Origin of the sequence: Ideonella benzenivorans (assembly GCF_020387415.1) — a bacterium.
Classification (GTDB): domain Bacteria; phylum Pseudomonadota; class Gammaproteobacteria; order Burkholderiales; family Burkholderiaceae_C; genus Ideonella; species Ideonella benzenivorans.
In genome coordinates this window covers 349387-372953 of record NZ_JAGWCB010000008.1, presented here as the reverse complement: position 1 = coordinate 372953, position 23567 = coordinate 349387, and the positions used below count along the sequence as shown (strand labels likewise).

Below are 23567 nucleotides of genomic sequence, written 5' to 3'. Positions count from 1 at the left end.
CTGTGCTCCCGCTCAGAGGGCGATGCGGCGGAAATCCGCCAGCAACTGCGCCAGATAGACGTTGAAACGGGTGGCCAGGGCGCCGTCGATCACGCGGTGGTCGGCGGTCAGCGACAGCGGCAGGGTCAGCTGCGGCTGGAAGGCCTTGCCGTCCCAGACCGGCTTCATCACGCTCTTGTTGACGCCCAGGATGGCCACCTCGGGCGCGTTGATGATCGGCGAGAAATAGGTGCCACCGATACCGCCCAGGCTGGAGATCGTGAAGCAGGCGCCCTGCATGTCGGCCGGGCCCAGCTTGCCGTCGCGGGCCTTTTTGGCCAGCGCGGCCGATTCGGCGGCGATCTCGATCACGCTCTTCTTGTCGGCGTCCTTGATCACCGGCACCACCAGGCCATTGGGCGTGTCGGCCGCAAAGGCGATGTGGAAGTACTTCTTGTAGACCAGGTTGTCGCCGTCCAGCGAGCTGTTGAACTCGGGGAACTTCTGCAGCGCCTTGACGCAGGCCTTGACCAGGAAGGCGAGCATGGTCAGCTTGGTGCCGCCGGCCTTCTCGTTCTCCTTGTTGATCTGGACGCGGAAGGCTTCCAGGCCGGTGATGTCGGCATCCTCGTGGTAGGTGACCGCGGGGATCATCACCCAGTTGCGTGCCAGGTTGGCGCCGCTGAGCTTCTTGATGCGCGACAGGGCCACCGTCTCGATCTCGCCGAACTTGGCGAAGTCGACCTTGGGCCAGGGCAACAGGCCGGGGATGCCACCGCCCTGCTCTGCCGCCGGCGCCGCGGCCTTCTGGGCCGCCGTCTGCATCTGGCCGGCCATCACGCGCTTGACGAAGCCCTGCAGGTCCTCGACCGTGATGCGGCCCTTGGGGCCACTGCCCTTCACCTCGGCCAGCGGCACCCCCAGCTCGCGGGCCAGCTTGCGGATGCTGGGCGAAGCGTGCGGCAAGGTCGCACTGGGGGCTACCGTCGGCATGTGGGCCGGCAAGGCGGCCGAGGCCATGGCCGGGGTGGCCACCGCCGCCGGCACAGCGGTCGGGACTGACGCAGAGGCGCTCACCGGTGCCGCCGCCACAGCCGCTGCGGGGGCCGTGGCCACACCTTCGAGCACCGCGATCAGGCTGCCCTGGTTGATCTTGTCACCCAGGGCCACCTTCAGTTCCTTGACCACGCCGGCGGCGCTGGACGGGATCTCCATCGAGGCCTTGTCCGACTCGACGGTGATCAGGCTCTGTTCAGCCTTCACCGTGTCGCCCGGCTTGACCAGCAGCTCGATCACGGCCACGTCCTTGAAGTCGCCGATGTCGGGCACGCGCACCTCGACCGGGCCGGACACCGCCGCTGCCGCCACGGGGGCGGCGGCCACGGGTGCGGGCGCCGGTGCTGCGGCCACCGCCGGCGCAGCGGCCGGCGCCGGCACGGCGGCGCTGTCGGCCGTTTCCAGCAGCAACAGCAGGCTGCCTTCGCTGACCTTGTCGCCCAACCCGACCTTGATCTCCTTGACCACGCCGGCGTGGCTGGACGGGATCTCCATCGAAGCCTTGTCCGACTCGACGGTGACCAGGCTCTGTTCGGCCCGGATGGTGTCACCCGGCTTGACCAGCACCTCGATCACGGCGACGTCCTTGAAATCCCCGATGTCGGGGACCTTCACTTCCACCAATGCCATGTCTGTGTCTCCGTGGCTGCGTCAGGCGTGCAGCGGGTTGATCTTGTCGGCGTCCAGGCCGTACTTCGCGATGGCCTCGGCCACCACCGTGGCGGGCACGGTGCCCTCGTCGGCCAGCGCCTTCAGCGCGGCCACCACGATGTAATGGCGGTTCACCTCGAAATGCTTGCGCAGTTCGCTGCGGAAATCGCTGCGGCCGAAGCCATCGGTTCCCAGCACCTTGTAGCTGCGGCCCTTGGGGATGAAGGCGCGGATCTGCTCGGCATAGGCCTTGATGTAGTCGGTCGAAGCGACCACCGGACCGGCGTGCGGCGCGAGCTGTTCGGTGACGAAGGGCACCTTCGGCGTCTCGGTCGGGTGCAGCAGGTTCCAGCGCTCGCAGTCCTGACCATCGCGGGCCAGCTCGTTGAAGCTCGGGCAGCTCCAGACGTTGGCGGCCACGCCCCAGTCGGCGCCCAGCAGTTCGCGGGCGGCCAGCGATTCACGCAGGATGGTGCCGCTGCCCAGCAGGTTGACGCGCGGGGTCTTCTTGGCGCCTTCCTCCAGCAGGTACATGCCCTTGATGATCTGCTCTTCGGTGCCCGGCTTCAGGCCCGGCATCGCGTAGTTCTCATTGAGCAGCGTGATGTAGAAGTAGACGTTGTCCTGCTTCTCGACCATGCGCTTCAAGCCATGGTGCATGATCACCGCCACTTCGTGCGCGAAGGTCGGGTCGTAGCTGACGCAGTTGGGGATCGTGCCGGCCAGGATGTGGCTGTGGCCATCCTCGTGCTGCAGACCCTCGCCGTTCAGCGTGGTCCGGCCCGAGGTGCCGCCCAGCAGGAAGCCGCGGGCCTGCATGTCGCCGGCCGCCCAGGCCAGGTCGCCGATGCGCTGGAAGCCGAACATCGAGTAGTACACGAAGAACGGGATCATGATCCGGTTGTTCGTGCTGTAGCTGGTGGCCGCGGCAATCCAGCTGGCCATGCCGCCGGCCTCGTTGATGCCTTCCTGCAGGATCTGGCCGTTGGCCTCTTCCTTGTAGTACATGACCTGGTCACGGTCGACCGGGGTGTAGAGCTGGCCCTTGGGGTTGTAGATGCCAATCTGGCGGAACAGGCCTTCCATGCCGAAGGTGCGGGCCTCGTCCACCAGGATGGGCACCACGCGCGGCCCGATGGCCTGATCCCGCAGCAGCTGGGTCAGGAAGCGCACATAGGCCTGGGTCGTCGAGATCTCGCGCCCGGCGGCCGTCGGTTCCAGCACCGCCTTGAAGATCTCCAGCGACGGCACGGTGAACTGCTCGGTCGCTTTGGTGCGGCGGTGCGGCAGGTAGCCGCCTAGTTCCTTGCGGCGGGCGTGCAGGTACTGCATCTCCGGCGTGTCATCGGCCGGCTTGTAGAACGGGATCTTGGCCAGCTCGCTGTCGGGAATGGGGATGTTGAAGCGGTCGCGGAAGTACTTGATGTCCTCGTCGGTCAGCTTCTTGGTCTGGTGCGCGGTGTTCTTGCCTTCGCCGCTCTTGCCCATGCCGTAGCCCTTGATCGTCTTGACCAGCAGCACGGAGGGTTGCCCCTTGTGGTGGAAGGCGCGGTGGAAGGCGGCATACACCTTCTGCGCATCGTGGCCGCCGCGGCGCAGCGCCCAGATGTCGTCGTCGCTCATGTGCTCGACCAGCTTGGCCGTGCGCGGGTCGCGCTCGAAGAAGTGCTTGCGGACGAAGGCACCGTCGTTGGCCTTGTAGGCCTGGTAGTCGCCGTCCAGCGTGTCCATCATCAGCTTGCGCAGCGCACCGTCCTTGTCGCGCGCCAGCAGCGGATCCCAGTTGCTGCCCCAGATCAGCTTGATCACGTTCCAGCCCGAGCCGCGGAAGTCGCCCTCAAGTTCCTGGATGATCTTGCCGTTGCCGCGCACCGGGCCGTCCAGGCGCTGCAGGTTGCAGTTGACGACGAAGATCAGGTTGTCCAGGCCTTCACGCGCGGCCAGACCGATGGCGCCCAGGCTTTCGGGCTCGTCCATTTCGCCATCGCCCAGGAAGGCCCAGACCTTGCGCTCGGAGGTGTCGGCAATGCCGCGGGCATGCAGGTACTTCAGGAAACGGGCCTGGTAGATGGCCATCAAGGGGCCCAGGCCCATCGAGACGGTCGGGAACTGCCAGAACTCGGGCATCAGCTTCGGATGCGGGTAGCTCGACAGGCCCTTGCCGTGGACCTCCTGGCGGAAGTTGAGCAACTGCTCTTCGTTGATGCGGCCTTCCAGGAAGGCGCGGGCGTAGATGCCCGGCGCGCTGTGGCCCTGGATGTAGAGCAGATCGCCACCGTGCTGGCCCCCCTGGTCGGTGTCGTCGGCGTGCCAGAAGTGGTTGAAGCCGGCGGCCAGCATGTGGGCCAGCGAGGCGAAGGAGGAGATGTGGCCGCCCAGGTCGCCGCCATCCTCAGGGTGCAGGCGGTTGGCCTTGACCACCATGGCCATGGCGTTCCAGCGCATGTAGGCGCGCAGTCGGCCCTCGAGGTCCAGATTGCCGGGGGAGCGGGCTTCCTCGTCGGGCTCGATCGTGTTCACATAGCCCGTGGTGGCCGAGAACGGCATGTCGATGCTGTTCTGGCGCGCCTGCTCCAGCAACTGCTCCAGAAGGAAGTGACCCCGCTCACGGCCTTCGGCCTGGATGACGGCGGTCAGGGCATCAAGCCATTCACGGGTCTCCTGGGCGTCGGCATCGTTGGCCGGGGTGCCCATGGAGGATTCGGGCAGAGCGGACATGCTTGTCTCCTGGGTTGTGCAGGCCAAGTGGAAGCGGCCCGCAATGAAGGGGTTTCGGATTGCGGGCGGAGTGTTGCATAGCCCGCTTGAATTTTCAAATGGCGAATGTTGATTTCATGATGCGATACGATGCCGATCAAGAAACAACGCTCCAATCGGTGAAAACCCCAGGCCAAATCGCGGCGGGAGACCCCGGGGAGGCCCGGTCCCCCTTTGATAATTCACGTTGATGCAATTTTTCCGTGATGCGTTTCCTCCCTGGCCTTCGGGGCGCCTGAACCGGGTGCTCCGCCGCTGGTGGAGCCGCCTGTCTCCTTCGCGCCAGGACCGTCTTGCCACCCTGGCGCCACTGAGCTCCGTGCTGCTGTTCCTGGCCGCCATCACGGTGGCGTTCTGGTACCTGCGCAACGAAGAGACCACCCGCGCCGCCGAACTGCTGCGACGGGACACCGAGGTGGCCCAGCAGCAGATCCGTCTGCACCTGGTGGACAACCAGGAGCAACTCTTGCGCATTGCACGCGAGGTGGCTACCCGGGCGATCACCCCCGATCAGTTCGTGAACCAGGCGGCCAGCTTTCTGCAGGCCCGCCCGGATGTCCGCTCACTGGCCTGGCGCAACGCGCACGGCGAGCTGAAGGCGGCCCAGGCGCTGCAATCCGCGGCCGGGTTGGACGACAGCGGCGACGCGACGCAGGGCAGTGTCGCCAATGGCCTGGCGGCCCCCCTCCCCCTGGCCGCCGAAGCCGCGTTCGATGCGGCCCGCAACAGCCGTCAGCCGGCCTATTCACGGCCGTTCAAGGACCCGGACGGCCTGTGGCTGTTCCAGGTCCAGGTGCCCATCATCGACCGTGGCGCTTTTGCCGGTGTGCTGGTGGCCGAGTACGGGCTGGACGCCTTGTTGCGCAGCGTGGTACCGGCCGAAGTCACCGGGCGGCACCCGATCAGCATCCTGGGCGCGGACTTCAGCCCCCTGGTCAGCACCGTCACCAACCTGCCCGGTCGGCGCGAGGCGCCGCCCTCGATGAGCATCGACCTGCCCCTGACCCCGGCGGCCAACGGCCTGGTGCTGCGCGGCCAGGGCTATCGGACCTCGGCCGGGCTGGTGGGCAACACCTTGTTCTGGATGGTGGTGGCGCTGTCGGCCCTGACGGTCTGGACCCTGCTGGCCACCTGGCGCCACATGCGGCGCCGGGCCCAGATCCAGAACGCGCTGATCAACGAGACCAACTTCCGGCGGGCGATGGAGAACTCCATGCTCACCGGCATGCGTGCCACCGACATGGATGGCCGGGTCACCTACGTCAACCCGGCCTTCTGTGCGATGACCGGCTATGCCGAGTCGGACCTGCTGGACATGCTGCCGCCCTTCCCCTACTGGCCCAGCGACCGGGTGGACGAGCACATGCGCATCTTCCAGCAGGAGCTGCAGGGGCGCAGCCCGGCCGGGGGCATCGAGGTCAAGGTCCAGCGCAAGGATGGCTCGAACTTCGACGCCCGGCTGTACGTCTCGCCGCTGATCGACCCGCGCGGCCAGCAGACCGGCTGGATGACCTCGATGACCAACATCACCGAGGCCAAGCGCATCCGCGACCAGCTCTCGGCCTCGCACGAGCGCTTCACCACCGTGCTGGAAGGGCTGGATGCGGCGGTGTCGGTGCTGTCGGTGCAACAAGGCGAGTTGCTGTTCGCCAACCGCTCTTACCGGCTCTGGTTCGGCGCCGACGCGCGCGGTCATGACCTGCTGGCCAACGGCGATGCGGGCTACACCGAGGTGCCGGAAGACGACGTGGATGCCATGTCCGGCCTGCCGACCCAGGAGCTGACCGACATCGGCACCCACCCCCGCGAGGTGTATGTCGAATCGTTGCAGATGTGGTTCGATGTCCGCACCCGCTACCTGCAGTGGACCGACGGCCGCCTGGCGCAGATGCTGATCGCCACCGACATCACGGCCCGGCGCCGCATCGAGGAACAGGCGCAGCAACAGGCTGAGCGGGCCCAGGTCACCAGCCGGCTGGTCACGATGGGTGAAATGGCCTCCTCGGTGGCCCACGAGCTCAACCAGCCGCTGACGGCCATCACCAACTACTGCAACGGCATCGTCAGCCGGGTGCGCAACAACGCCATCACCACCGAGGAGCTGGTGGCCGCGCTGCAGAAGACGGCTCGGCAGGCCGAACGGGCCGGCCAGGTCATCCACCGCATCCGGGCCTTCGTCAAGAAGAGCGAGCCGCAGCGCCAGCTGGCGAAGGCGCAGGACATCGTCGAGGACGCGGTGGAGCTGGCCGGCATCGAGCTGCGCCGCCGCAAGGTCTCGATCCACACCTATGTGGCCCAGCGCCTGCCACTGCTGCGGGTCGATCCGATCCTGATCGAGCAGGTGCTGATGAACCTGCTGAAGAACGCGGCCGAGGCCATCGACACCGCCGACATGCCCACCGAGCGGCGCCACATCGAGCTGCAGGTGGTGCCCCGGCAATCCACCGACGAAGGCCACGTCATCGAGTTCTCCGTCACCGATGCCGGCCCGGGCATGCGCGAGGACGTGATCTCGCGCCTGTTCGAAGCCTTCTTCTCCACCAAGGCCGAGGGCCTCGGTATCGGCCTGTCCTTGTGCCGCTCGATCATCGAGTCGCACCAGGGCCGGATGCGAGCCGAGAACCTCTACAATGGATCGACCGTGACCGGGTGCAGGTTCGCCTTCACCTTGCCGGTCGATCAGACTCCCCCTGCGGAGCGTCTGCCGGCACCCCGGGTGTCGTCCGCCGTTTCTGCGTCCAACCCTCACGCCGCTGCACCATGAGCCTGATTCCAAAAAAGGGTACTGTCTACGTCGTGGACGATGACGAGGCCGTTCGTGATTCCTTGCAATGGCTGCTGGAAGGCAAGGACTACCGCGTCAAGTGCTTCGAGTCCGCCGAGTCCTTTCTCTCGCGCTTTGACCCCCGCGAGGTGGCCTGCCTGATCACCGACATCCGGATGGAGGGCATGAGCGGCCTGGACCTGCAGGACCGCCTGCTGGAGCGCAAGAGCCCGCTGCCGGTCGTGTTCATCACCGGCCACGGCGACGTGCCGATGGCCGTGAACACGATGAAGAAGGGCGCGATGGATTTCATCGAGAAGCCCTTCAAGGAAGAGGAACTGGTCGCCCTGGTCGAGCGCATGCTGGACCTGGCTCGCCAAGCCTTCTCGCAGCACCAGGAGCAGGCCAGCCGAGACGCCTTGTTGTCGCGCCTGACCACCCGCGAAGCCCAGGTGCTGGAACGCATCGTCGCCGGCCGCCTGAACAAGCAGATCGCCGACGACCTGGGCATCAGCATCAAGACGGTGGAGGCCCACCGGGCCAACATCATGGAAAAACTCAATGCGAACACCGTGGCCGATCTGCTCAAGATCGCCCTGGGCGCCACACACAAGGCCTGAGTCCACAGGCCGCATCGGGAACATGGGGCCTTCGAGGCCCCTTTCCCATTTTCGGACCGCCGTTTTCGAACCGCCCTGCACCCGATCCTTCCCAGACTTGAAAGAGAACCGCCCATGACCGCCCAAGTGATCGACGGCAACGCCCTGTCCCGCCAACTCCGTGCCGAGGTCGCGCAGCGCGCGGCCGCCCTCACCGCCCAGGGTCACCCGCCCGGCCTGGCGGTCATCCTGGTCGGCGACGACCCCGCTTCGGCCGTCTATGTGCGCAACAAGGTCAAGGCCTGCCAGGACAGCGGCGTGCATTCGGTGTTCGAGAAGTACGACGCCAGCCTGACCGAGGCCGCGTTGCTGGAGCGCATCGCCGCGCTCAACGCTGATCCGACCATCCACGGCATCCTGGTGCAGATGCCCCTGCCCAAGCACATCGACCCGCACAAGGTGATCGAGGCGATCGCCACCGCCAAGGACGTGGATGGCTATTCGGTGCTGTCCGCCGGTGAACTGATGGCGGGCCTGGAGGGCTTTCGCCCCTGCACGCCCTATGGCTGCATGAAGCTGATCGAAAGCACCGGCGTGTCGCTCAAGGGCAAGCATGCAGTGGTGATCGGCCGCAGCAACACCGTTGGCAAGCCGATGGCCCTGCTGCTCTTGCAAGCCAACGCCACCGTCACCATCTGCCACAGTGGCACCCCGGACCTGGGCTATCACACCCGCCAGGCCGACGTGGTGGTGGCGGCCGTGGGCCGCCGCAACACGCTGACCGGTGACATGGTCAAGCCCGGGGCCATCGTGATCGACGTGGGCATCAACCGCAATGACGAAGGCAAACTCTGTGGCGACGTGGACTTTGCCTCGGTCAGCGCCGTGGCCTCGCACCTCACCCCGGTGCCGGGTGGCGTGGGCCCGATGACCATCACGATGCTGCTGGTGAACACCCTGGAAGCCGCCGAACGGGCCGCCCGACAGGTTTGATAGGAAACGGCGCCACCGCGCCCTGGACAGGACTTTGCTGATGACCAATCCGCTGCTGGAAACCACCCCGCTCACCGACTTCGCGGCCGTGCGCCCTGAACATGTGACGCCGGCCATCGACGTGCTGCTGGCTGAGGCCAACGCGGCGCTGGACCGCGCGGTGGGGCCGGACGTGCCGGCCGACTACGACGCGCTGTCGCTGGTGCTGGAAGTGCCGGTGGAACGTCTGGGCCGGGCCTGGGGTGTGGTCAACCACCTGGCCCATGTGGCCGACACGCCCGAACTGCGGGCGGTGCATGCGGAGAACCTGCCCAAGATCACCGAGTTCTACACCCGCCAGGGCAGCGATGAGCGCCTGTACGCCAAGTACAAGGCCATCGCGGCCAGCCCGGCCGCGGCCGCCCTGAGCCCGGCCCGCCGGCAGGCGCTGGCCCACGCGCTGCGCGACTTCCGCCTGGGCGGGGCCGACCTGCAGGGCGAGGCCAAGGCCCGCTTCATGGCCCTCCAGGACCGGATGGCCGAGCTGTCGCAGGCCTTCTCCAACCATGTGCTGGACGCCACCGACGCCTTTGCCCATTACGCCACCGCCGAGGAACTTGACGGCGTGCCGGCCGACGTGGTCGCTGCAGCCCGCGCCGCCGCCGAAGCCGAAGGCAAGCCCGGCCACAAGCTGACGCTGCACTTCCCGAGCTACTTCCCGGTGATGCAGTACGCCCGCAACCGGGCCCTGCGTGAAACCCTCTACACCGCCTATGTGACCCGCGCCAGCGAGCTGGGCCCGGCCGAGCGCGACAACACCGCGGTGATGAGCGAGTTGCTCACCCTGCGTGCCGAGGAAGCCACCCTGCTGGGCTTTGCCAATGCGGCCGAGGTGTCGCTGGCGCCCAAGATGGCCGGCACCCCGGCCGAGGTGCTGCACTTCCTGCGCGACCTGGCCCAGCGCGCCCGCCCGAGTGCCGAGAAGGACCTGGCCGATCTGCGCGACTTCGCCGCCCGCGAACTGGGCCTGACCGACCTGCAGGCCTGGGACCTGGCCTATGCGGGCGAGAAGCTCAAGGAGGCCCGCTATGCCTTCAGCGACCAGGAGGTGAAGGCCTACCTGCCGCTGCCCAAGGTGCTGGACGGCCTGTTCCACATCGCCGAGACCCTGTTCGAGGTGCGCATCCAGCCGGCCGAGGCACCGGTCTGGCACCCGTCGGTGCGCTTCTTCCGCATCGAGCGGGCCGGCCAGGTGGTGGGCGAGTTCTACCTGGATCCCCATGCCCGCCCCGGCAAGCGCCCGGGCGCCTGGATGGACAGCGCCCGCAGCCGCTGGCTGCGCGCCGACTCGCACCAGCTGCAGACCCCGGTGGCCTACCTGGTGTGCAACTTCTCGTCCCCCGTGGGCGACAAGCCGGCCCTGCTGACCCATGACGAGGTGACCACCCTCTTCCACGAGTTCGGCCACGGCCTGCACCACATGCTGACGCAGGTGGACGAGATGGGCGTGTCCGGCATCGATGGTGTCGAGTGGGACGCGGTGGAGCTGCCCAGCCAGTTCATGGAGAACTTCTGCTGGGAATGGGAGGTGATCCGCCACCTGAGCGCCCATGTGGACAGCGGCGAGCCGCTGCCGCGGGCGCTGTTCGACAAGATGCTGGCGGCCAAGAACTTCCAGAGTGGTCTGCAGACACTGCGCCAGGTCGAGTTCGGCCTGTTCGACATGCGCCTGCACACCGAGGCCGATGCCCCGCAGCGCGTCCAGGCCATCCTCAACGAGGTGCGGCAGGAGGTCTCGCTGCTGCCGGTGCCGGCCTTCAACCGCATGGCCCACACCTTCTCGCACATCTTCGCGGGTGGCTACTCGGCCGGCTACTACTCCTACAAGTGGGCCGAGGTGCTGTCGGCCGATGCCTGGAGCGCCTTCGAGGAAGAAGGCGTGCTCAACCCGGACACCGGGCGGCGCTACCGTTGCGAAATCCTGGAGGCGGGTGGCGCCCGTCCCGCCATCGAGAGCTTCAAGGCCTTCCGCGGCCGTGAACCCAGCATCGACGCGCTGCTGCGGCATCAAGGCATGGCTTGAAGCCGGCTCCCCGCCCGCAGCGTATAGTCCTTTCGCCTTGTATTGACTGCTTGACCGCCCATGACACCGAACACTGCCCGCCTTGTCGCCCTGTGCTGTCTGGGTCTGTCGCCGCTGGCGATGGCCCAGTACAAGGTCATCGGACCGGACGGCAAGGTCACCTACACCGACCGGCCGCCGACCTCCAGCCAGGCCCAGGTCCAGGTGATGTCCGGCCACGGCGCGGTGGGCAGCGGCGGTGCGGAACTGGCGGCCCTGCCGCCGGCGCTGCGGCAGGCGGTCAGCCGCTTTCCGGTGACGCTGTATGCGGCCAAGAGCTGCCCGCCCTGCGACATCGGCCGCGAGTTGCTGGTGCAGCGCGGTGTTCCGTTCAGTGAGAAGCGGGTGGAAAGCAGCCTCGATCTGGAGGCCTATGTCCAGCTGAGCGGGGGGCGCAGCCTGCCGATGCTGACGGTGGGCAGCCAGCAGATCAAGTCCGGTTCGCTCAACGAGTGGAACAGCTATCTGGATGCCGCGGGCTACCCGAAGACCTCGGTGCTGCCAGCCGGCTACCGCCGCCCGCTGCCCACCCCGCTGGTGGGGGCCGCCAATCCGGTGCCGCCGGGCGCGGTGCCAGCCTCCGCGCCCGGCCCGGCGCTGGAAAACCGGAACGCGCCAACGGCCCCCGGCACGCCCGCCATCCGCTTCTGACCCTGCCGCCTCAGGCGTCGCTGCCGTCAGCCTCGCTGCCCAGCAGCTGACGGGCCTGCGCGTCGGGCAGCTGTTCCACGCCCTTGAGCTTGCGGGCCATCGCGCGGGTGCGCACCTCCGCGCTGTCGATGGTGGCGCTGGCCTCTTCCAGTTTCTTCTTGGTCTTGGCCAGCACTTCGCCGAACTTGGCGAACTCGGTCTTGACCGCGCCCAGCACGTCCCAGACCTCGGCGCTGCGTCGCTCCAGGGCCAGGCTGCGAAAGCCCATCTGCAGGCTGCTGAGCGTGGCCAGCAAGGTGGTCGGGCCGGCCAGCGTGATGCGGTGATCGCGCTGCAGCGCCTCCATCAGCCCGGGCCGGCGCAGGGCTTCCGCATACAGGCCTTCGGTGGGCAGGAACAGGATGGCGAAATCCGTGGTGTGCGGTGGCGCCACGTACTTCTCACGGATGCTGCGGGCCTCGGCGCGCAGCCGGCCTTCCAGCGCCCGGCCCGCCGCCTCGGCCGCCACCGGGTCGGCCTGGTCCTGCGCCTGCAGCAGCCGCTCGTAGTCTTCACGCGGGAACTTGGCGTCGATGGGCAGCCACATCGGCTGGCCATCGTCGCGGCGGCCCGGTAGTCGGATCGCAAACTCGACCCGGGTGCCGCTGCCCGGCACGGTCTCGACGTTGGCGGCGTACTGCTCGGGCGTCATCACCTGCTCCAGCAGGGCCGCCAGCTGCAGTTCGCCAAACACCCCGCGCGATTTCACGTTGGTCAGCACCCGGTTGAGTGAGCCGACATCGCGTGCCAGGCCCTGCATCTCGCCCAGGCCCTTGTGCACCAGCTCCAGGCGTTCGGCCACCTGGCGGAAGCTCTCGCCCAGGCGCTGCTCCAGCGTGGCGTGCAGCTTCTCGTCGACGGTGACCCGCATCTGCTCGAGCTTCTTCTCGTTGCCGTCCTGCAGCGACAGCAGCCGGCGTTCGATGGCCTCGGTCACCGCCTTGAGCTGCTGTCCCAGGGCATCGGCCAGGCGCTGCAGCGCCATGTCCTGGGCCTCGCGGGCCTGGGCCAGGGTGCGGGCCGCGTCGCCGGCCTGGTGTACCAGGCCTTGCTGCAACTGGGCCAGCGCCTGGGACTGCTCCATCCGCACGGTGCGGGCACTCGACTGGACCTCGGCGCGGAGCTCGCGCTCCAGACGTTCCAACGCATCCGGCACACCCGACGGTTCGGTGCCGCCGGCACGCAACCACAAGGCCAGCACCGCCAGCAGCAACAGACCCAGCAGCACCAGGGTGCTGAGTTCAAAGGGAGACAAGGACATGGCGGCGATTGTCTCAGCCGCGGGCCAGCACCTCGGGGTTGAGGGCCGTCAGCGGCGGCTGGCCGGTCAGCGCCGCGATCAGGTTGTCGGCGGCCAGATCGGCCATGGCCCGCCGGGTCGCCAGGCTGGCGCTGGCGATGTGCGGCGTCAGCACCACGTTGGGCAGCGTCAGCAAGGCCGGATGCACCTGCGGTTCGCCCTCGAACACGTCCAGCCCGGCGGCGGCCAGCTGGCCAGCCCGCAGGGCCTCGGCCAGCGCGGCGTCATCCACCACGCCGCCGCGGGCGATGTTGGTCAGCGTCGCGGTCGGCTTCATCCAGGCCAACTGCTCGCGGCCCACCAGATGGTGGCTGGCCGGGCCGTACGGCACCACGATGACCAGGTGATCGGCCTGGGCCATCAGCTCGGGCAGGGGCAGCCAACGGGCTCCCAGGGCCGCCTCCTCGGCCTCGGGCAGGTGGCTGCGGTTGTGATAGACCACCTTCATGCCAAAGCCCAGCGCGCCGCGCCGCGCCACCGCCTGGCCGATGCGGCCCATGCCCAGCACCCCCAACGTGGCGCCATGGATGTCCTGGCCGGCCATCAGGTCGTAGGACCAATGGGTCCATTCGCCGCGGCGCAGAAAGCGCTCGGCCTCGCCGATGCGCCGGGCGGTGGCCATCATCAGCGCGAAGCCAAAGTCTGCCGTGGTCTCGGTCAGCACCCCGGGGGCATTGGTCACCAGCACCCCGCGGGCGGTGCAGGCGGCCACATCGATATTGTTGTAGCCCACCGCCATGCTGCACACGGCCTTGAGCTCGGGGCAGGCCGCCAGCAGCGCGGCGTCGATGGGTTCGACACCGGCCACGAAGACCCCCGATTTCCCCTGCAGGCGCCGCGCCAGGGCGTCGCCCTGCAGCGGCGTCTCGCTGTCGTGGACGTCCACCTCGAAGTGCTGCCGCAGCCGGGCCACGGTGTCGGGAAAGACCGGTCGAGCGACCAGGATGGTGGGACGGGAAGGCTGAGAGGGGTTCATCCGGAAGGTTCGGTTGCGGTCGAACAAGGGGCCGGCGCAGGGAGTCAGCGCGTCGTCGGATTGTGCGTGCCCTGGGACAGCCCCACCACCGGCCAGGCCTCCCAGGCCTGCGCGGCCTGGCGCACGGTTTCCAGCTGCAGCGCCACGGTCTGCCCGATGTCCCGGCCATAGCCACCGGCCATGGTCAGAGCCACCGGAATGCGGCGCTCCCGCAGGGCGGCCAGCACGCGTCGGTCCCGCTCGGCCAGCCCCGCGGCGCTGAGCTTCAGGCGACCCAGCCGGTCGCCCTCGTGCGGATCGGCCCCGGCCAGGTAAAAGGCCAGGCCCGGCGGCTGGGCAGCGTGGCGGTGCCAGGTCTGCGCCAGTGCGGCGTCCAGCGCCTGGAGATAGGCCGCATCGGTGCAGCCATCGGGCAGTTCGACATCCAGGTCACCTGCCACCTTGCGAAACGGGAAGTTGCGCTCGCCGTGCAGCGACAGCGTGAACACCGTCGGGTCGTCGGCAAAGATCGCGGCCGTGCCGTTGCCCTGGTGCACGTCCAGGTCGATCACCAGCACCCGCAGCAGGCTGGCATGACGGCGGTGCCACTCGGCCTGCATCAGCCGGGCGGCCACCGCCACGTCGTTGAACACGCAGTAGCCCGAACCGCGGTCCGCGCTGGCATGGTGCGTGCCCCCGGCCAGGTTGACGGCCACGCCCTCGGCCAACGCCGCGCGGGCCGCCGCGATGGTCGCCCCCACCGAGCGGCGCGAGCGCTCGGCCATGCGCTCGGACCAGGGAAAGCCGATCTCCCGCTGCTGGGCCGGGCTCAGCCAGCCTTCCAGCACCGCGCAGACATGCTCGGGCGTGTGCGCCAGCAGCAACTCGCCTTCGCTGGCCGCCGGGGCGGGCTGCAGTTGCACCTCGGGCAGTTGCGTCTCGACCGCCTGGCGCAACAGCGCGTACTTGGGCATCGGAAAGCGATGCCCCGGCGGCAATGGCAGCGCATGGTGGTCCGAGGTGAAGGCCTGCATCGGCGCCGATTCTGCCGCCGCCCCCGCCGAAGTTCGGTCAGCCAGGGATTTAGAGTGTCGTCACTAGATTGATGCAATGCAACAAAACGGCGCTTGCTTTCCAGAAGCCGCCACCTATACTTCTCTCCATGTTGCAGCGCACAAACCCTCTGGGTGGCTGTTCAAGACCCGCTGGGCTGCACGGTGTTTGAAACCCTGACCCTCACCTTTGGAGACTGACATGCTGACTGCCGAACAAGTGATCGCTTCCCAAAAGGCCAATGTTGAAACCGCCATGGATTTGGCGGGCAAGGCCTTCGAAGGCATGGAGAAGCTCGTCGAACTGAACATGCAAGTGGCCAAGGCCTCGATGGGCGAAGCCGCTGAAACCGCCAAGGCCGCGATCGCCGCCAAGGATCCGCAGGAACTGCTGTCGCTGCAAGCCAGCCTGCTGCAACCCGCGGCCGAAAAGGTTGCTGCCTACAGCCGTCACCTGTACGACATCGCCGCCAGCACCAATGCCGAGATGACCAAGGCCATCGAAGCCCAGCTGGCTGACACCCAGAAGAAGTTCATGGCCGGTGTGGACACCGCGGTCAAGAACGCCCCGGCCGGCACCGAGAACGCTGTCGCCCTGGTGAAGTCGGCCATGGCCGCCGCCAACAACGCCTACGAGTCGGTGCACAAGGCCGCCAAGCAAGCCGCTGACGTGGCCGAAGCCAACTTCCAGGCCATGACCAACACGGCCGTCAAGGCGGCCCAGGCGGCCCCCAAGGCGCCGCGTCGCACCGCGGCCTGACAGGTCCGCAGACTCTGTGGTGGGGAACTTCCTTCCCTGCTGCGGGTCTTCCCGAGTGCCTCGGCAGTTGCCACCGCCCTGGCCTCCATGGGAGACACGTCTCCTCGGTACCTTTCCTGAGACTCACTCTCAAGGTACCTTCAGCCCGGCCTTCGCGCCGGGCTTTTCTTTGGCCGCGGTTCAGCGCGTGAGCGCGGCGATGCGGGCCTTCAGGGTACCGAGCTGGGCCTGTGCGGCCTCCCGCCCGAACTGCAGCGCCTTCATGCGGGCCGAGAAATCCGAACTCGACACGCCCACCAGCGCGGGCCGGATCACGATGTCCGCGTCCTTCAATTCCCAGCGGTTGATGCTGCGACCCATGATCGAAAAGGTCTGCATCAGCAGGTGGAAGGCATCACCGATGGAATTCGGGTCCGGTGGCGATGAAATATCCACCGCGATCACCAAGTCGGCTCCCATTTCACGCGCATAGCGGACCGGCACCGGACTGACCAGCCCCCCGTCCACATACTCGCGACTGCCAATGCGCACCGGTTGGAAGACGGCCGGGACCGCACTGGAGGCACGCACGGCCGTCCCCGTGTCCCCACGCCGAAACATCACCGGGTTGCCATTGCCGGCATCGGTGGCCACGATGCCCAGGGGCATCGGCATCTGCTCGATGAGGCGTCCACCGGTCTGGGTGTGGACATAACGGGCCAGGGCCTCGCCGCGCAACAGGCCTCGTCCCGGGAAGGCCCAGTCGGTCAGCGCCGACTCGTCCATGCTGCGGGCCAGGCTGGCCAGTTCGGTGCCGTTCTTGCCAGAGGCATACAGCGCGGCCACCAAGCTGCCCGCCGAGGTGCCGACGACCAGATCAGGTCGGATGCCGTGCTCTTCGAGCACCTGGATGACCCCGATGTGGGCAAACCCACGGGCCGCCCCTCCGCCAAGGGCCAGCCCGATGCGGGGGGGCCGAGGGGGGGTGGGCGGCTTGGGGGGAACGGAAGGCGGGGTGGAAGGCGTCTGGCAACCGGCCAGCGCCAGGACACCGGCGCCCAGGCCGCTCAACAGGAGGCGGCGGGCCGGAACAAACGCGGATGGCATGGCGGAGATTCTAGGCCTGCGGTGGGCTGCTCCTCTTTCGCATATCGATATCGGAAATAAGCATTCAACTTAAAAATTCTTTTCTGGAATATGGATCCTCCCTAGAGTCATGGCCATGGGTCAATCCGACCCGTTCCAGCGCCCGCACTCTGCGCCATGTACCAGTACACCTCCTTTGACCGCCAAGTCGTCCACCAACGGGCCGCCCAGTTCCGCGATCAGCTTGAACGCAACCTGAAGGGGGAGTTGGCCGACGACGATTTCCGCCCGCTGCGGCTGCAGAACGGCTGGTACATCCAGCGCCATGCGCCGATGCTGCGGGTGGCCGTGCCCTATGGCGAGCTGTCCTCGGCCCAGCTGCGGCAGCTCGCGGTGATCGCCCGCGAGCTCGACCGCGGTTTCGGTCACTTCACCACGCGCCAGAACCTGCAGTTCAACTGGATCCCGCTGGAGCGCTCGGCCGATGCCATGGACCTGCTGGCCGAGGTGGACATGCACGGCATTCAGACCTCGGGCAACTGCATCCGCAACATCACCAGCGATGCGCTGGCCGGCATCGCCCCGGACGAGATCGTCGATCCCCGCCCCTACTGCGAGATCCTGCGCCAGTGGAGCACGCTGCAGCCCGAATTCGCCTTCCTGCCGCGCAAGTTCAAGATCGCGGTAAGCGGTGCCGCCGAGGACCGCGCCGCCATTGCCTGGCATGACGTCGGCCTGCAACTGCTCAAGAACAAGGCCGGCGAGGTCGGCTTCAAGGTCTATGTCGGTGGTGGCATGGGCCGCACGCCCGTCATCGGCTCGGTGATCAACGCCTTCGTGCCCTGGCAGGAGATCCTGGTCTACCTGGAAGCCATCGTCCGCGTCTACAACCGTTTCGGCCGGCGCGACAACCTCTACAAGGCCCGCATCAAGATCCTGGTGAAGGCCGAGGGGCAGAAGTTCTTCGACGCGGTGAATGCCGAGTTCGACAAGATCCTGAACCAGGACGCTGACGGCCGTGAGCACATCATCCCGGTGGGCGAGCTGGAACGCGTGTCGCGCAGCTTCGTCGACCCGGCGGGCGTGCGTCCGGCCACCAACGGCTTCGACCCGCACCGCGGCGGCCAGACCCCGCCGGCCTTTCTGCGCTGGCTGGAGCGCAACGTGCACGCCCACCGCGTGCCGGGCTACCGCGCCGTGACCCTGTCGCTCAAGCGCGCCGGCCAGGCCCCGGGCGATGTGACGGCCGAGCAGATGGACATTGCCGCGACCATGGCCGACCGCTACTCGCTGGGCGAGTTGCGCGTGACCCACGAGCAGAACCTGCTGCTGCCCTGGGTGCGCGAGGCCGATCTGCTGGCCGTCTGGCACGCCGCCCGCGAGGCCGGTTTCGCCACGCCCAACATCGGCCTGCTCACCGACATCATCGCCTGCCCGGGCGGCGACTTCTGCGCCCTGGCCAATGCCCGCTCCATCCCGGTGGCGGCCGACATCAGCGAGCGCTTCGCCGATCTGGACGCGGTCTACGAGCTGGGGCCCATCGACCTGCACATCAGCGGCTGCATGAATTCCTGCGGCCACCACCACACCGGCCACATCGGCGTGCTCGGCGTCGACAAGGACGGCAAGGAGTGGTACCAGGTGTCGGTGGGTGGCTCCGATGGCAGCCAGCTGTCTGGCCCGGCGGTGCCCGGCAAGGTCATCGGCCCGGCCTTCGCGGCCGAAGAAGTGGCCGATGTGGTCGAGGCCTTGATCGAGGTCTACCAAGCCCACAAGGCGCCGGGTGAGCACTTCGTCGACACCGTGCGCCGCCTCGGCATCGCGCCGCTGCGCGCGGCCACCGATGCCGTGCGCCAGGCCACCGCCCAGCCCGCCACGGCCGAAACCGAGACCGTGTGAGGACCGTCATGCAATTCATCCAAGCCCAACAAGACCGCTGGCAGCGCCTGGACGGTGAGGGGCCGGCCCAGCCGGTGGCCCATGCGCTGCTGAGCGTCGCCCAATGGCAGGCCGCGCGCGCCACCTGGCCGGCCGATCTGCCCGTGGGCCTGGCCCTGGCCAACACCGATGAGGTGGAGGACCTGGCCAGCGATCTGCCCCGCCTGGCCCTGATCACCCTGCCCTTCCCCAAGTGGACCGATGGCCGTGCATACAGCCAAGCCCGTCTGCTGCGTGCCCGCCTGCGCTTTGCCGGCGAGATCCGCGCCACGGGCGACGTGCTGGTGGACATGCTGCCGCTGCTGGCCCGCACCGGTTTCACCGCGGTGGTGCTGCGCGCCGGCGAGAACGAGGCCAGTGCCCGCCGCGCGCTGGGCCTCATCACCGATCACTACCAGGGCGATGTGCGTGAGCCCCGCCCCCAATTTGCAAGAATGGCCTGACATGACCGACCTGTCCGTGCTGCCCGGCGCTGCCCGCGCCAGTGCCATTGAGCTCTACGCCCGCCACACCCCCGGCCACGAATCGCGCGTGCAAGCCGCGCTCGACTGGCTGCGCCGCGCCGCCGCCGAGCACCCCGGTCGGGTGGTGCTGGCCAACAGCCTGGGCGCCGAGGACATGGTGCTGACCGACCTGATCGCCCGCCATCAAATCCCCATCGCCATTGGCACGCTGGACACGGGCGCCCTGCACCCCGAAACGCTCGCGCTGATTCCGAAGATCGAGCTGCGTTATGGCTTGTCGGTCGAGGTCTACCGCCCCCGCACGGAGGCCGTGATCCAGTTCGTGCGCCAGAACGGTGAGAAGGCCATGTACCAGAGCCTGGCGTTGCGCAAGGGCTGCTGCCAGGTCCGCAAGCTGGAGCCGCTGGGCCGCATGCTCGATGGGCGCACGGCCTGGGTCACCGGCCTGCGCCACGAGCAATCGAAGAACCGGGCCGACATGCCGGCCCATGAGATTGAGCCGAACGGCCGCGCCAAATACAACCCGCTGGTCGATTGGACCTGGGCCGATGTGTGGCACTACATCGCCAGCCACGAGGTGCCCTACAACGACCTGCACGACCAGTTCATGCCCAGCATCGGCTGCGCACCCTGCACCCGCGCCATTGCGGTGGGCGAGGACTTCCGCGCCGGCCGCTGGTGGTGGGAAGACGAGAAGGCCAAGGAATGCGGCCTGCACGTCAGCGCCGCCCACCCGGTCGATCCCCCCCGGAAAGAGGCCCCGGCCCACGCCTGAACCTCGCATGCCCTTGGGTCGCGTTGTCTTCATCGGTGCCGGTCCCGGCGCCGCCGATCTGATCACGGTGCGCGGGCTGCGGGCCCTGGAACAGGCCGAGGTGGTGCTGGCCGATGCCCTGACCGACCCGGCCCTGCGGGCCCATGCGCCCCATGCGCAGTGGATCGACGTGGGCAAGCGCGGCTTTGCCCATGCCACGGGCCAGGCCCACATCAACGCCCTGCTGGTCGAGCACGCGCTGGCCGGCCGGGCGGTGGCCCGGCTCAAGGGGGGCGACCCCAGCCTGTTTGGTCGCCTGGAAGAGGAGCTGCAAGTGCTGGCGCAGGCCGGCATCGACTGCGAGGTCATCCCGGGGGTGACGGCCGCGCTGGCGGCGGCGGCCCAAAGCCAGCGCCCGCTGACCCGGCGGGGCGGCGGCCGCACCGTGGCCCTGACCACGGCCATGACCTTGCAGCACGCCCTGCAGGCGGGCCACCATGCCGACACCGAGGTGTTCTACATGGCGGGTCAACAGCTGCCAGGCCTGGCCGACAGCCTGCTGCAGTGTGGATGGCCGGACACCACCCCGGTCAGTGTGGTGTCGCGGGCGGGTTGCCCCGACGCGCGCAGTTCGCTCCACACGGTGGCCTCTCTGGCCGAGGCGACCTCGGCCCACGCCGGCCGACCGGCCGTGGTCATCGTCGGCGTGGGGGCCACGCCAGCGGCCCGCGCCCAGCCGGCGTCACTGGCTGCGATTGACTCCCATCAATCCAGCGAGGCCGACAGGACTTAGAATTTCATTGTTGGTCAGGGTGGGTGTTTGCGTGCCTGCCTGACCCGCGTTCCTTTTCCGGGGGCGCATCTCTTCTTTCATCCATCACAGTTCGCCCCATGACCCACGTCGTCACCGAAGCCTGCGTCCGTTGCAAGTACACCGACTGCGTCGATGTTTGCCCTGTGGATTGCTTCCGCGAAGGTCCCAATTTCCTGGCCATCGACCCGGACGAGTGCATCGACTGCGCCGTCTGCATCCCCGAGTGCCCGGTGAACGCCATCCTGCCCGAGGAAGACGTGCCCGCCGACCAACAGGCCTACATCGGTCTGAATGCTGAACTGGCCAAGGTCTGGCCCAGCATCACCAAGCGCAAGGCCCCGCTGCCCGATGCGGAAGAGTGGAAGGACCGCAAGAACAAGATCGGCGAGATCATCCGCTGATCGTCGGCGGCCAACAGGTCGCCTTGCTGATCCGCTCCAAGAGCCCGCCCCTGGCGGGCTTTTTGTTGTCTGACCGTCACGCTCAAAGCGTGTCTGGCGCATGTCCGGGCGATAATCCATGCCGGCCGTGTGAACACGCGGCCACTTCGCTGGGGGTGTTGGCCTGCTTCGGCAGACCGACTGAGAGAGTCCCTTTGAACCTGATTGAGGTAATCCTCGCGCAGGGAAGCCGTGTTTGTCGCGTGCCGCCGTTCGTGCGGTATCGCCTCTCCTGACACTTGCCTCTCTGCCATCGACATGGAATGTCCACGATGGCTGCTTGCCGTTCCCTTCCTTCCCGCACGCCCTTGTGCCTGGCCCTGGGCCTGATCGGCTCCACCGCCTGGGCGCAGACAACGCCGACCGAACCCGCCCGCGTGGTGACCGTCACCGGCCAGGCGCTGACCGCGCCCTCGACCGGCGTGGCGGGCTTTGGCGATGTGCCCGCCGCCCGCGCACCGTTCCAGACCGCCGGCTACAGCCAGGCCACTCTGCAAGATGCCGGCATCACCGCCCTGAACGAGCTGACCCGCCTGGACCCGGGCCTGGGTGATGCGTACAACTCGGCCGGCTACTGGGCCTCGTTCAGCCTGCGCGGCTATGCGTTGGACAACCGTTTCAACTACCGCCGCGACGGCCTGCCGATCAACGCCGAGACCGCCATCTCGCTCGACAACAAGGAGCGGGTCGACCTGCTGCGCGGCACCAGCGGCATCCAGGCCGGCACCAGCGCCCCCGGTGGGCTGGTGGATTTCGTGGTCAAACGCCCCCGCGGGGATCAGAAGACCTTCTTCGTCGGCTACACCCAGCGCGGCAGCCTGAAGGCCGCAGCCGACATCGACCAGACCCTGGGCAGCCAGGGCCAGGCCGGGTTGCGCCTGAACGCCTCGGTCGAGAAGCTGGACCCGGCGCTGCGCGACGCGCAAGGCCACCGCCACCTGCTGGCTGCGGCCGGCACGCTGCGCGTCTCGCCCGAGACGCTGCTCGAGGCCGAGGTGGAGCTCAGCCACCAGTCCCAGCCCAGCCAGCCGGGGTTCAGCCTGCTGGGCGGCGTGCTGCCCCAGGCCGGCAGCATCAACCCGCGCATCAACCTGAACAACCAGCGCTGGAGCCTGCCGGTGGTGTTCGACGGCAGCACCGCCAGCCTGCGCTGGACCCAGCAGCTCGACCGCGACTGGCGGCTGCAGACCCAGGCCATGGTGCAGCGCCTGACCAACAACGACCGGGCCGCCTTCCCCTTCGGCTGCGGAATAGCCCTTCCCAGTAGCTACTGCAGCGACGGCAGCTTCGACCTCTACGACTACCGCAGCGAGCACGAGCACCGCACCAGCCGGGCCGTGTCCTCCGAACTGCAGGGCAAGGCCCAGTGGGGCGGGATGGCGCATGAGCTCGCCCTCGGCGTGCTGTGGGACGACTACCACGGCCGCTTTGGCCCCCAAGCCTTCAACCAGGTGGAAGGCCGCGGCCTAATGGATGGCAGCGTACAGCTGCCCGCAAACCCAGACGCGTCTGGCGCCAACACCAACCGCACCGAGCGCAGCCTGGAATGGTCGCTGCGGGACGTGGTGACCCTGGCCGAACCCACGCGCCTGTGGCTGGGCCTGCGCCACACCACGCTGCACCGTGACACGGTGCGGATCGATGGCAGTGAGGCGACGGCTTCGACCCAGGCCTTCACCACCCCCTGGCTGGCGCTGAGCCAGCAGCTCACCCCGGCCTTGATGGCTTACGCCAGCTGGGGCCAGGGTGCGGAAAGCTCGGTGGTGCCCAACCTGCCCACCTACAGCAACGCCGGCCAGGGCCGCACCCAAAAGAGCCGTCAGTCCGAACTGGGCCTGAAATACGCCGACAACACCTGGGCCTGGAGCCTCACCGGCTTTGACATCCACCGCCCGGCCACCCGGGACGTTGGCGACTGCAACAGCAGCTGCACCCAGGTCCAGGATGGCAACGACCACCACCGCGGCCTGGAGGCCAGCCTGTCGGGCCACTGGGACGCCTGGACCCTGGACACCGGCGCGATGTGGCTGCGCGCGCGCCGCGAAGGCTCCAGCGACGCCGGCCTGAACGAACGCACGCCGACCAACGTGCCCCGCCAGACCCTGCGCGCCGCGCTGGACTATGCCGTGCCAGCCTGGCCCGGCCTCAGCCTGCAGGCCAGCGTGCAGCACCAGGGCCAGCGCGAGGTGCTGGCCGACAACAGCCTGCAGTTGCCCAGCTGGACCACCTGGGGCCTGGCCACCCGCTACCAATGGCATGGCGCGCGCACGCACTACACCCTGCGGGCCGGGGTCGACAACCTGTTCGACGTGCGGGCCTGGAAGGAAAGCCCCACCCAGTACGACCACGTCTACCTCTACCCGGTCGATCCCCGCACGTTTCGAATTTCTTTGCAGGCCCGCTTGTAAGACATCCAGAGCTGTGTCTATAATCTA

Annotated in this window: 18 protein-coding genes and 1 riboswitch; of the genes, 12 read left to right on the top strand and 6 right to left on the bottom strand. The window is 68.0% G+C overall.

The genetic code is table 11. The features are described 5' to 3' along the window. Positions 1–12: 12 nt before the first annotated feature. Together aceF and aceE are read right to left on the bottom strand one after the other, a co-directional pair. Positions 13–1665: a dihydrolipoyllysine-residue acetyltransferase gene (gene aceF, locus KGA65_RS07375; protein WP_225862494.1), complete on the bottom strand. Its 1653-nt coding sequence runs from the start codon at positions 1663–1665 to the stop codon at positions 13–15. A 21-nt stretch (positions 1666–1686) separates the two neighbouring features. After that, the gene (aceE, locus tag KGA65_RS07370; protein WP_225862493.1) at positions 1687–4404 is read right to left on the bottom strand and encodes a pyruvate dehydrogenase (acetyl-transferring), homodimeric type; all 2718 of its coding nucleotides are present in this window, start codon (positions 4402–4404) and stop codon (positions 1687–1689) included. A gap of 229 nt (positions 4405–4633) precedes the next feature. On the opposite strand from aceE, the gene KGA65_RS07365 reads away from it, so the two are divergent. The 5 genes from KGA65_RS07365 to KGA65_RS07345 all read left to right on the top strand — a co-directional run bounded on the left by KGA65_RS07365 (position 4634) and on the right by KGA65_RS07345 (position 11551). Further along, positions 4634–7207: a PAS domain-containing sensor histidine kinase gene (locus KGA65_RS07365; protein WP_225862492.1), complete on the top strand. Its 2574-nt coding sequence runs from the start codon at positions 4634–4636 to the stop codon at positions 7205–7207. After that, complete coding sequence (locus tag KGA65_RS07360; RefSeq protein WP_225862491.1) at positions 7204–7827, top strand: response regulator transcription factor; 624 nt, start codon at positions 7204–7206, stop codon at positions 7825–7827. Before KGA65_RS07365 ends, KGA65_RS07360 begins: the two co-directional genes overlap by 4 nt. A gap of 114 nt (positions 7828–7941) precedes the next feature. Beyond that, complete coding sequence (gene folD / locus KGA65_RS07355) at positions 7942–8799, top strand: bifunctional methylenetetrahydrofolate dehydrogenase/methenyltetrahydrofolate cyclohydrolase FolD (protein ID WP_225862490.1); 858 nt, start codon at positions 7942–7944, stop codon at positions 8797–8799. Between the two features lie 40 nt (positions 8800–8839). Continuing rightward, positions 8840–10861 (top strand): M3 family metallopeptidase, encoded by a 2022-nt coding sequence (locus tag KGA65_RS07350; RefSeq protein ID WP_225862489.1) that lies wholly within the window; start codon positions 8840–8842, stop codon positions 10859–10861. Positions 10862–10921: 60 nt separating this feature from the next. Continuing rightward, complete coding sequence (locus tag KGA65_RS07345; protein ID WP_225862488.1) at positions 10922–11551, top strand: glutaredoxin domain-containing protein; 630 nt, start codon at positions 10922–10924, stop codon at positions 11549–11551. 10 nt (positions 11552–11561) lie between these two features. On the opposite strand, the gene KGA65_RS07340 is transcribed toward KGA65_RS07345, so the two are convergent. Genes KGA65_RS07340 through KGA65_RS07330 form a run of 3 tightly spaced genes read right to left on the bottom strand, consistent with a single transcriptional unit; the run spans position 11562 to position 14879 of the window. After that, the gene (locus KGA65_RS07340; protein ID WP_225862487.1) at positions 11562–12851 is read right to left on the bottom strand and encodes a DNA recombination protein RmuC; all 1290 of its coding nucleotides are present in this window, start codon (positions 12849–12851) and stop codon (positions 11562–11564) included. 13 nt (positions 12852–12864) lie between these two features. Next, positions 12865–13866 (bottom strand): 2-hydroxyacid dehydrogenase, encoded by a 1002-nt coding sequence (locus KGA65_RS07335; protein ID WP_225862486.1) that lies wholly within the window; start codon positions 13864–13866, stop codon positions 12865–12867. 44 nt (positions 13867–13910) lie between these two features. After that, a complete protein-coding gene (locus tag KGA65_RS07330; protein ID WP_225862485.1) occupies positions 13911–14879 on the bottom strand; it encodes a histone deacetylase family protein in 969 nt (322 codons plus the stop codon). Between the two features lie 220 nt (positions 14880–15099). Here KGA65_RS07330 and phaP point away from each other — a divergent pair, with 220 nt between their 5' ends. Beyond that, entirely contained in the window at positions 15100–15657 is a 558-nt protein-coding gene (gene phaP / locus KGA65_RS07325) for a TIGR01841 family phasin (RefSeq protein WP_225862484.1), read from the top strand. 180 nt (positions 15658–15837) lie between these two features. Here the strand turns inward: phaP and KGA65_RS07320 are convergent, their stop codons facing one another. Next, complete coding sequence (locus KGA65_RS07320; RefSeq protein ID WP_225862483.1) at positions 15838–16743, bottom strand: patatin-like phospholipase family protein; 906 nt, start codon at positions 16741–16743, stop codon at positions 15838–15840. Between the two features lie 156 nt (positions 16744–16899). Between KGA65_RS07320 and KGA65_RS07315 the strand changes: the two genes are divergently transcribed. The 6 genes from KGA65_RS07315 to KGA65_RS07290 all read left to right on the top strand — a co-directional run bounded on the left by KGA65_RS07315 (position 16900) and on the right by KGA65_RS07290 (position 23540). Next, positions 16900–18621: a nitrite/sulfite reductase gene (locus KGA65_RS07315; RefSeq protein ID WP_225862482.1), complete on the top strand. Its 1722-nt coding sequence runs from the start codon at positions 16900–16902 to the stop codon at positions 18619–18621. 8 nt (positions 18622–18629) lie between these two features. Next, entirely contained in the window at positions 18630–19103 is a 474-nt protein-coding gene (locus tag KGA65_RS07310; RefSeq protein WP_225862481.1) for a DUF934 domain-containing protein, read from the top strand. A gap of 1 nt (position 19104) precedes the next feature. Then, positions 19105–19899: a phosphoadenylyl-sulfate reductase gene (locus KGA65_RS07305; protein WP_225862480.1), complete on the top strand. Its 795-nt coding sequence runs from the start codon at positions 19105–19107 to the stop codon at positions 19897–19899. A gap of 13 nt (positions 19900–19912) precedes the next feature. Continuing rightward, complete coding sequence (cobA, locus tag KGA65_RS07300) at positions 19913–20671, top strand: uroporphyrinogen-III C-methyltransferase (RefSeq protein ID WP_225862654.1); 759 nt, start codon at positions 19913–19915, stop codon at positions 20669–20671. A 98-nt stretch (positions 20672–20769) separates the two neighbouring features. Then, positions 20770–21093, top strand: coding sequence for a ferredoxin FdxA (gene fdxA / locus KGA65_RS07295; protein WP_225862479.1), 324 nt, complete (start codon positions 20770–20772; stop codon positions 21091–21093). A gap of 141 nt (positions 21094–21234) precedes the next feature. Next, positions 21235–21337, top strand: a riboswitch (TPP riboswitch). 67 nt (positions 21338–21404) lie between these two features. Beyond that, entirely contained in the window at positions 21405–23540 is a 2136-nt protein-coding gene (locus KGA65_RS07290; protein WP_225862478.1) for a TonB-dependent siderophore receptor, read from the top strand. The last annotated feature ends 27 nt before the right edge of the window (positions 23541–23567 follow it).

What these genes read in the sequence shown, in the direction of transcription:
- KGA65_RS07290 (WP_225862478.1), top strand. Translation starts at nt 21,405, where the DNA reads ATGGCTGCTTGCCGTTCCCTTCCTTCCCGCACGCCCTTGTGCCTGGCC.
- KGA65_RS07330 (WP_225862485.1), bottom strand. Translation starts at nt 14,879, where the DNA reads ATGCAGGCCTTCACCTCGGACCACCATGCGCTGCCATTGCCGCCGGGG.
- KGA65_RS07365 (WP_225862492.1), top strand. Translation starts at nt 4,634, where the DNA reads ATGCAATTTTTCCGTGATGCGTTTCCTCCCTGGCCTTCGGGGCGCCTG.
- KGA65_RS07335 (WP_225862486.1), bottom strand. Translation starts at nt 13,866, where the DNA reads ATGAACCCCTCTCAGCCTTCCCGTCCCACCATCCTGGTCGCTCGACCG.
- fdxA (WP_225862479.1), top strand. Translation starts at nt 20,770, where the DNA reads ATGACCCACGTCGTCACCGAAGCCTGCGTCCGTTGCAAGTACACCGAC.
- phaP (WP_225862484.1), top strand. Translation starts at nt 15,100, where the DNA reads ATGCTGACTGCCGAACAAGTGATCGCTTCCCAAAAGGCCAATGTTGAA.
- aceF (WP_225862494.1), bottom strand. Translation starts at nt 1,665, where the DNA reads ATGGCATTGGTGGAAGTGAAGGTCCCCGACATCGGGGATTTCAAGGAC.
- folD (WP_225862490.1), top strand. Translation starts at nt 7,942, where the DNA reads ATGACCGCCCAAGTGATCGACGGCAACGCCCTGTCCCGCCAACTCCGT.
- KGA65_RS07345 (WP_225862488.1), top strand. Translation starts at nt 10,922, where the DNA reads ATGACACCGAACACTGCCCGCCTTGTCGCCCTGTGCTGTCTGGGTCTG.
- KGA65_RS07320 (WP_225862483.1), bottom strand. Translation starts at nt 16,743, where the DNA reads ATGCCATCCGCGTTTGTTCCGGCCCGCCGCCTCCTGTTGAGCGGCCTG.
- KGA65_RS07315 (WP_225862482.1), top strand. Translation starts at nt 16,900, where the DNA reads ATGTACCAGTACACCTCCTTTGACCGCCAAGTCGTCCACCAACGGGCC.
- KGA65_RS07360 (WP_225862491.1), top strand. Translation starts at nt 7,204, where the DNA reads ATGAGCCTGATTCCAAAAAAGGGTACTGTCTACGTCGTGGACGATGAC.
- KGA65_RS07350 (WP_225862489.1), top strand. Translation starts at nt 8,840, where the DNA reads ATGACCAATCCGCTGCTGGAAACCACCCCGCTCACCGACTTCGCGGCC.
- KGA65_RS07310 (WP_225862481.1), top strand. Translation starts at nt 18,630, where the DNA reads ATGCAATTCATCCAAGCCCAACAAGACCGCTGGCAGCGCCTGGACGGT.
- KGA65_RS07305 (WP_225862480.1), top strand. Translation starts at nt 19,105, where the DNA reads ATGACCGACCTGTCCGTGCTGCCCGGCGCTGCCCGCGCCAGTGCCATT.
- aceE (WP_225862493.1), bottom strand. Translation starts at nt 4,404, where the DNA reads ATGTCCGCTCTGCCCGAATCCTCCATGGGCACCCCGGCCAACGATGCC.
- KGA65_RS07340 (WP_225862487.1), bottom strand. Translation starts at nt 12,851, where the DNA reads ATGTCCTTGTCTCCCTTTGAACTCAGCACCCTGGTGCTGCTGGGTCTG.